The sequence below is a fragment of the Nocardiopsis sp. TNDT3 genome (assembly GCF_003427465.1).
GTDB lineage: Bacteria > Actinomycetota > Actinomycetes > Streptosporangiales > Streptosporangiaceae > Nocardiopsis > Nocardiopsis dassonvillei.
The window spans coordinates 1-8396 of the sequence record NZ_QPFC01000608.1 but is presented as its reverse complement, the minus strand read 5'-3'; the positions used below and the strand labels follow the sequence as shown (position 1 = coordinate 8396).

Genomic DNA, 8396 nt, shown 5'->3' with positions numbered 1-8396 from the left:
GCCCGCCCGCCGGGTCCGGCTCAGGCCCCCCACGGACTGACGGCGGCCGACCGCGGGGCCCGTTCGGAGGAAGACACGAACGGCGGCGCCTCCGGGCGCGCGCCATTCGGAGGAAAATCCGGCCGGGCCCCGCGTTTTTCCCTTTTCTTTTCGAAAAAATGGTGGGTGGTTTTCATGTCCGTGAATCTCGCCGGCGGCGTGACAATGCGTTATGCGGATTTGCGCCCGCAGGCTCAGGAGGGCGGGGTCCCCGTACTCCTCCTGCACGGTTTCGGCACCGACTTCGGCATGAATTGGCGGGCCGCCGGGTGGACGCAGGCCCTGGAGTCGGCTGGGCTACGGGTGATCGGGCCGGATCTGCGCGGTCACGGAAACAGTGACAAACCGACCGACAGCGCTTTCTACCTGCCCGGACACTTCGTCGCCGACCTCGTCTCCATGCTCGACGAGTTGGCGGTGGACAAGGTCGACGTGGTCGGTTACTCCATGGGTTCGCGCCTGGCCTGGGAACTCGCGCTGACCGCTCCCGAACGCGTCAGGCGGGTGGTTCTCGGCGGTTTCGGACCGAAAAACGCCTTCGCCGGAACGGACCTGTCCGACCCCGGTTCCGGGGACACGCCCTTCGACCACGTCTACCGGACGGTGGCCGCCCTGCCCTCCAACGACCCCGCCGCGCTGGCCGCCTGCGCGCGCGGCCAGGCCTCGCGCCCCTTCGCCGCGGAGCCCCCGCTCAGCGGGTTTCCGGTGCTGCTGGTCTCGGGCGCCCGGGACCCGCTCGCCGAGGGCGCCGCGGCCCTGGCCGAGCGCTGCGGCGGCACGCACGTGGAGATCCCCGGGCGCGACCACGCCAACGCCGTCTCCTCCCGGCACTTCCGGCAGGCCGTGCTGGACTTCCTGGCCGACTGACGCCGGGCGGAGCCCCGCAGCTCCCGCCGCCCGGCGCGGTTAGTCCGGTCTAGACCGGCCCCCTCCGACGTGCCGCTGTGACAACCGGTGAAGGGGGCGAAGCCATGCGTGGTAATGCCGTGTCGGGGCGGGGAACGGCTTCCCCGCAACACAATCCCGAAACACCGCCGACCGCTTCGGGCGCACGCTTGTCGACTTTCGGGTAAGGGCCCGTGTCGCTACGCTCTCGCCTTCATAACAACTCCGCCCGTTGGTTAGATGTACTTTCGGCCACCGGATATCGTCCGGCTGCAGAACTCAGGTCGGTCGCGAGCGAATGCTGGCCGCTGAGAGGGCGTAAGAGGAGTGAGAAGTGAAGCGCAGCAACACAGTCAGGTTCGCCGCGGCCGCGGCGGCCGGTGTGCTCGCCCTCACCGCGTGTGACAGCGCGGCCGAAGAGGGCGGCGGCGAGGGCGGCGGCGAGGAGTCCGCCTCCGAGCTCCAGGTCGGCCTGGCCTACGACGTCGGCGGTCGCGGCGACCGCTCCTTCAACGACTCGGCCTACCGGGGACTGGAGCGGGCGGCCGAGGAGCTCGGCGTCGAGGTCAACGACTTCGAGCCCAGCGACGGCGAGGCCGAGTCCGCCAAGGAGGACCGCCTGGCCACGATGGCCGAGGAGGGCTACGACGTCGTCATCGCCGTCGGGTTCGCCTACGACGGCGCCGTGCGCGCGGTCGCGCCGGAGTACCCGGACGTCCACTTCGCCATCGTGGACTCCGAGATCGCCGACATCGACAACGTCACCAGCCTGGTCTTCGCCGAGGAGCAGGCCTCCTTCCTGGCCGGCGCCGCCGCGGCGCTGACCACCGAGGAGGACCACGTCGGCTTCGTCGGCGGCGTCGAGACCCCGCTGATCCACAAGTTCGAGGCCGGTTACGCCGCGGGCGTGGAGCACGTCAACGAGGACATCACCGTCGAGGTCGACTACCTGAGCCAGCCGCCGGACTTCAGCGGCTTCAGCGACCCCGCCAAGGGCCGTGAGACCGCCCAGGCCCAGTACGACCGCGGCGCGGACGTGATCTACCACGCCGCCGGCGCGTCGGGCAACGGCGTCCTGGAGTCGGCCGTGGCCAACGACTTCACCTTCATCGGCGTCGACAGCGACCAGTACGAGAACGCCGCCGAGGACCAGAAGCCGCACGTGCTCACCTCCGCCATCAAGCAGGTGGACGTGGCCGTGTTCGAGCTGATCTCCGCCGCCACCGAGGGAGGGGTCGAGGGCGGCATCCAGCGCTTCGAGCTCGCCGACGGCGGCGTGGACTACACCACCTCCAACGAGGAGGCGATCAGCCCCGTCCAGGAGCAGCTGGACGAGATCAAGCAGCAGATCATCGACGGCGAGATCGAGGTCCCGACCGAGCCGTAGACCGCGCCACGCGCGACCGTCGTCGCGGGGGCGCCCGCGGCGGCCAGCATCCACGGGCGGCAGCGACCGGGGTAGATCCCCGGTCGGTGCCGCCCCGGTTGCCGTTCGGCGGCGGGGCGTCCGGCAGCGGCCGCGACCCGGCCGGTTCCGCGGCGCCACACCGCACATTCCACGAGGAGACTGATGAGCAGCACGCCATCGGGCGAGGGGGCCCTGGCGCCCCCCGCCGTTGAGCTGCGCGGGATCACCAAGCGTTTTCCCGGCGTCGTGGCCAACCACGACATCGACATCACCGTGGCTCCCGGTACCGTGCACGCCATCGTCGGCGAGAACGGTGCGGGCAAGTCCACGCTGATGAAGACCCTGTACGGCATGCACCGGCCGGACGAGGGACACATCTACGTCCAGGGCCGAGAGGTGCGCTTCGGCTCGCCCTCCGACGCCATCCGCAACGGCATCGGCATGGTGCACCAGCACTTCATGCTCGCCGACAACCTCACCGTGCTGGAGAACGTGGTCCTGGGCGCCGAGCGCCGCCACGGCATCGGCAACCGCGCCCGCGCGCGCATCCGCGAGCTGTCCGCCCAGTACGGCCTGGGGGTCGACCCCGACCGCCTCATGGAGGAACTGGGCGTGGGCGACCGCCAGCGCGTGGAGATCCTCAAGGTCCTCTACCGCGGCGCGCGGACCATCATCCTCGACGAGCCCACCGCCGTCCTGGTCCCGCAGGAGGTCGACGAGCTCTTCGACAACCTGCGCGAGCTCAAGCGCGAGGGCCTGACCGTCATCTTCATCTCCCACAAGCTGGACGAGGTGCTCTCCGTCGCCGACGAGATCACCGTGATCCGCCGCGGCACCACCGTGGCCACCGCGGACCCGGGCACCACCACCGCCCGGGACCTGGCCACGCTCATGGTAGGCGGCGAGCTGCCCGTGCCCGAGCTGCGCGAGTCCACCGTCACCGACCACGTCGTGCTGTCCCTGGACGGGGTCACCGTGCACTCCGCCGACGGCCGCGCCGTCGTGGACGGGGTGAGCGTCGACATCCGCCGGGGCGAGATCGTCGGCATCGCCGGTGTCGAGGGCAACGGCCAGTCCGAGCTCATCGAGGCCATCATGGGCATGCGCCCGCTGGCCGCCGGGAGCATCCGCCTGGAGGAGCAGGACATCACCGGCTGGCCCACTCTCAGGATCCGCGAGGCGGGTGTGGGCTACATCCCCGAGGACCGCCACCGGCACGGCGTGCTGCTGGAGTCCCCCCTGTGGGAGAACCGCATCCTCGGCCACCAGACCAAGGAGCCCAGCGTCCGCGGCCCCTGGATCAACCGGACCGGCGCGCGTGCCGACTCCGAGCGCATCGTCGCCGAGTACGACGTGCGCACCCCGGGGATCGACGTCATCGCCGACGCCCTGTCCGGCGGCAACCAGCAGAAGTTCATCATCGGCCGGGAGATGAGCGGCTCCCCGCGCTTCCTGGTCGCCGCCCACCCCACCCGGGGCGTGGACGTGGGCGCCCAGGCCGCCATCTGGGAGCAGCTGCGCGACGCCCGTGCCGCGGGCCTAGCCGTGCTTCTGGTCTCCGCCGACCTGGACGAGCTGATCGGCATGTCCGACACCCTCCACGTCATCCTGCGCGGCCGACTGGTCGCGCAGGCCGACCCGACCACCGTCACACCCGAACAGCTGGGCTCGGCCATGACCGGCGCCGGACTGCACCGGGCCGACCAGAGCACGGAAGGCGACAGCGGTGCCGACCGAAACGGAAGCGAGGGCGGCGCATGAGTAGGATCCCCCGTCCCGCGAGGACCCTGCCCGCACCCGCGGCCGCGGGCGTCGCGATCGCCCTGGGCGTGGTGCTGACCATCGCCCTGGACACGGCGCTGCTGTGGTGGGCGGCGCTGATCATCGGCGTCGTCGCGGCCTTCGCCTTCGTGGCCTGGTCCGGGCCCATGGTGCCGCGCGAGCGCCGCGCGGGCGCGGACGGCGCCCGCGAGGAGGGCACGGTCCTGCACAACACGCTGGTGGTGCCCACCGCCCTCGTGCTGTCAGTGGCCGCCGGTCTGCTGACCGCGTGGTTCCTGGACCTGTCCCTGATCGAGCCGGTGGCCGCCGCGCTGGGCGCGCTGGCCGGCTCCGCCGCGGCCTTCTGGCTGTTCCACCGGCTGTCGGCCATGCTGGCGCTGTCCTTCGCCGCGGTCCTGGCCGCCGGGGTCATCGCGACCGCGGTCACCGCGGCCGTGCTGTTCTTCAGCGGCATCCCGCCGCTGGCCACGTTCGAGCGGATGCTGGAGTACGGCACCCGGCCCGACAGCCTGGTGCGCATCGTCAACGACGGCACCACGTACTACCTGGCCGCGGTCGCGGTGGCGATCGGCTTCAAGATGAAGCTGTTCAACATCGGCGTGGACGGCCAGTACCGGCTCGCCGCGCTGCTGTCGGCCGCCGTGGGCGGTTACATCATGCTGCCGCCGGTACTCAGCCAGATCGTCATCGTCATCACGGCCGTGGCCGTGGGCGGCGTGTGGGCGGGCATCGCCGGGTACCTCAAGGTGACCCGCGGCGTGTCCGAGGTGATCTCCACGATCATGCTCAACTCCATCGCCACCGGTGTCACCGCCTACCTGCTGAGCACCGACCGCCTCGCGGTGGAGATCAGCACCAACAACATCGGCACCCCGCCGATGCCCGAGTCCTCCTGGGTGCCCGGCATCCCGGCGGGCTTCCTCGGCTCGGACGAGACGATCTTCGGGTTCGTGCTCCTGGCCGTGGCCGTCGGCATCGGCTACTGGGTGATGCTCAACCGCACCCGCTTCGGCTTCGAACTGCGGGCCACCGGCCAGTCGCAGACCGCGGCCGAGGCCAGCGGCGTCAACGTCAAGAAGATGGTGTTCCTGTCCATGCTCTTCTCGGGCATGGTCGCCGGTCTGGTGGGCCTGCCCCAGTTGCTGGGCAGCTCGCACCACTACGCCCTGGACTTCCCGACCGGCATCGGCTTCATCGGCATCGCCATCGCGCTGCTGGGTCGCAACCACCCCGTGGGCATCGTCTTCGCCGCCCTGTTCTGGGCCTTCCTGAACCAGGCGTCGGGCATCCTGCCCTTCGACGGCATCCCGCAGGAGATCGCGGTCATCTCGCAGGCCACCATCGTCCTCACCGTGGTCGTGGTCTACGAGGTCGTGCACCGCTGGGGCCGCCGCTACCAGCAGCAGCAGATCGGCAGGCAGCTCGGCACCACCGCCGAGTCGCCCGCCCCGGAGACGGTGAAGGTGTCCGCGGACGAGACGTCCCCGGCCCCCGCGGACGGTTCCACCGACGCGGGCACCGCCCCCGAACCCGAGGACAGGCGCGGAGGGGAGGCCAAGTGAGCCAGGAGATCAACGTGATGGAGCCGGTGGCCAAGCCCGCCGCCCGGCCCCGGGGATGGGCGCGCTGGCGCATCCTCACCCTGTTCGGCGCGGTGCTGGTGTCCCTGGCGGGACTGCGGGTCATCACCGGGCACGACATGCTCACCGACGCGGGCACCATCAGCACCACCATCACCTTCGCGGTGCCCATCGGGCTGGCCGCGCTGGGCGGTCTGTGGGCCGAACGCGCGGGCGTCATCAACATCGGCCTCGAGGGCATGATGATCCTGGGCACCTGGTTCGGCGCCTACTTCGCCTGGTCCACGGGCAACCCGTGGATCGGGCTGCTGGCGGGCGTGCTCGCCGGTATGGCGGGCGGGCTCCTGCACGCCGTGGCCACGGTGACCTTCGCGGTGGACCACATCGTCTCCGGCGTGGCGATCAACATCCTCATGCTCGGCGCGATGCGCTACCTGTCGATCCTGGTCTACTCCGACGTGCCCGGCGCGGGCGCGGCCCAGTCGCCCCCGGCGCCCTCGTTCCCGGTGTGGGACCTGCCCCTCGTGGCGCAGGCCCTCAGGCCGGTCGCCGACAGCGGGGTCTTCCTGGTCAGCGACCTGGCCTCGCTGGTGCTCGGCGCGACCACGAACATGCCCGCCCTGACGGTCGTCGCGATCCTGATGATCCCGCTGACCTACCTGGTGCTGTGGCGGACCACGTTCGGCCTACGGCTGCGCTCGGTGGGCGAGAACCCCGACGCCGCCGAGTCCCTGGGCGTGCCGGTGTACAGCCTCAAGTACGTCGCGGTGATCGTCTCCGGCGGCCTGGCGGGCATGGGCGGCGTGTTCCTGTCCGTGGTCGCCTCGCAGATCTACCAGGAGGGCCAGACCGGCGGCCGCGGCTACATCGGCCTGGCCGCGATGATCTTCGGCAACTGGCGACCGGGCGGCCTGGCCATGGGCGCGGGCCTGTTCGGCTACACCGACGCCCTCCAGGTGCGCGGCGGCGGCGCGGCGGTGCACGCCCTGCTGCTGCTCCTGGCCGTGGCGCTGGTGGGCGTGGCCGTGTGGCAGGTGCGCCGGGACCGCAAGGGCCTGGCCGCCTTCGGCGCGCTCACGGCGGTGCTGCTGTTCGTGTGGTACTTCTCCACCGACTCGCTGCCGCGCGAGCTGGCCACCTACAGCCCGCACATCGCCACCCTGCTGGTGCTCTCGCTGGCCTCGCAACGGCTCCGGCCACCGGCCGGGGTCGGCAAGCAGTGGAGGGCGAGCCGGTCATGACCGACGCACCACTGGACCCGGCGAGCGTGGACTGGGAGGCCCTGCGGGCCGCCGCCCGCGAGGCCATGGGCCGCGCCTACGCGCCCTACTCCCAGTACCCGGTGGGCGCGGCGGCGCTGGTCGACGACGGCCGCACCGTCAGCGGCTGCAACGTGGAGAACGCCTCCTACGGGCTCGGCCTGTGCGCCGAGTGCGGCCTGGTCAGCGCCCTGCACGCCTCCGGCGGGGGCCGTCTGACGGCCTTCAGCTGCGTGGACGGGCGGGGCGAGCTGCTCATGCCGTGCGGGCGCTGCCGCCAGCTCCTGTTCGAGCACGGCGGGCCGCAGCTGCTCGTGGACACCCCCGAGGGGGTCTGGACCATGGACCGGGTGCTGCCGCAGGCCTTCGGCCCGCACAGCCTGACGTGACCGGGGTCCTTCGTTAGCCGCGCCTCCCCGGGCGCCGCCCGCGCGGCGGCCTCCGGGGAGGCGCTTCTTCTTCCGCCAGTCGAGAGGAGATGACATGGACGTCATCGAGATTATCCGAGCCAAGCGCGACGGGGGAGAGCTGAGCCCCGGCCAGATCGACTGGGTGATCGACGCCTACACCCGCGGCGAGGTGGCCGAGGAGCAGATGTCGGCGCTGGCCATGGCGATCTTCCTGCGCGGGATGGACCGGGCCGAGGTGAGCCGCTGGACCGAGGCGATGCTGGCCTCGGGGGAGCGCCTGGACTTCTCCGACCTGGCGCGGCCCACCACCGACAAGCACTCCACGGGCGGGGTGGGCGACAAGATCACCCTGCCGCTCACACCCACCGTCGCGGCCTGCGGGGCGGCCGTGCCGCAGCTGTCGGGGCGCGGGCTCGGGCACACCGGCGGGACCCTGGACAAGCTGGAGTCGATCCCCGGGTGGCGGGCCTCGCTGTCCACCGGCGAGATGCGGGAGGTGCTGGACTCCACGGGCGGGGTGATCTGCGCGGCCGGGTCCGGGCTGGCCCCGGCCGACCGCAAGCTCTACGCCCTGCGCGACGTGACCGGCACGGTCGAGTCGATCCCGCTGATCGCCGCGTCCATCATGAGCAAGAAGCTCGCCGAGGGCACCGGCGCGCTGGTCCTGGACGTCAAGGTGGGTTCGGGGGCGTTCATGAAGGACGCCGACTCCGCGCGCGAGCTGGCCCGCACGATGGTCGACATCGGAAACGACCACGGCGTGCGCACGGTCGCGCTGCTCACCGACATGTCGGTCCCGCTGGGCAGGCAGGTGGGCAACGCCCTGGAGGTGGCCGAGTCCGTGGAGGTGCTGTCGGGCGGCGGGCCCGCGGACGTGGTGGAGCTGACCGTGGCCCTGGCCCGGGAGATGCTGGCCGCGGCCGGGCTCGTCCCCGGTGAGGGCGGGGTCAAGGACCCGGCCGAGGCGCTGCGGGACGGCAGCGCGCTGGAGTCGTGGAAGCGGCTGGTCCGGGCACAGGGCGGGGACCCGGAC

7 protein-coding genes are annotated in these 8396 nt (G+C 71.7%); all 7 read left to right on the top strand.

Translation table 11 applies throughout. The annotated features are described in order from the left end of the window. Nucleotides 1–204: 204 nt before the first annotated feature. Nucleotides 205–906 (top strand): alpha/beta fold hydrolase, encoded by a 702-nt coding sequence (locus DQW06_RS15480; protein ID WP_117198779.1) that lies wholly within the window; start codon nucleotides 205–207, stop codon nucleotides 904–906. A gap of 352 nt (nucleotides 907–1258) precedes the next feature. Beyond that, nucleotides 1259–2311, top strand: coding sequence for a BMP family protein (locus DQW06_RS15475; protein ID WP_013154252.1), 1053 nt, complete (start codon nucleotides 1259–1261; stop codon nucleotides 2309–2311). A 183-nt stretch (nucleotides 2312–2494) separates the two neighbouring features. After that, on the top strand, nucleotides 2495–4093 hold the full coding sequence (locus tag DQW06_RS15470; RefSeq protein ID WP_013154251.1) for an ABC transporter ATP-binding protein: 1599 nt from the start codon (nucleotides 2495–2497) through the stop codon (nucleotides 4091–4093). Continuing rightward, nucleotides 4090–5676 (top strand): ABC transporter permease, encoded by a 1587-nt coding sequence (locus DQW06_RS15465; protein ID WP_013154250.1) that lies wholly within the window; start codon nucleotides 4090–4092, stop codon nucleotides 5674–5676. The genes DQW06_RS15470 and DQW06_RS15465 overlap by 4 nt, the downstream gene beginning before the upstream one ends. After that, nucleotides 5673–6935 (top strand): ABC transporter permease, encoded by a 1263-nt coding sequence (locus tag DQW06_RS15460; protein ID WP_013154249.1) that lies wholly within the window; start codon nucleotides 5673–5675, stop codon nucleotides 6933–6935. The genes DQW06_RS15465 and DQW06_RS15460 overlap by 4 nt, the downstream gene beginning before the upstream one ends. Further along, a complete protein-coding gene (locus DQW06_RS15455; RefSeq protein ID WP_019609722.1) occupies nucleotides 6914–7342 on the top strand; it encodes a cytidine deaminase in 429 nt (142 codons plus the stop codon). The genes DQW06_RS15460 and DQW06_RS15455 overlap by 22 nt, the downstream gene beginning before the upstream one ends. A 94-nt stretch (nucleotides 7343–7436) precedes the next feature. Beyond that, on the top strand, nucleotides 7437–8396 hold a 960-nt coding region (locus DQW06_RS15450; protein WP_117198777.1), incomplete at its 3' end, for a thymidine phosphorylase.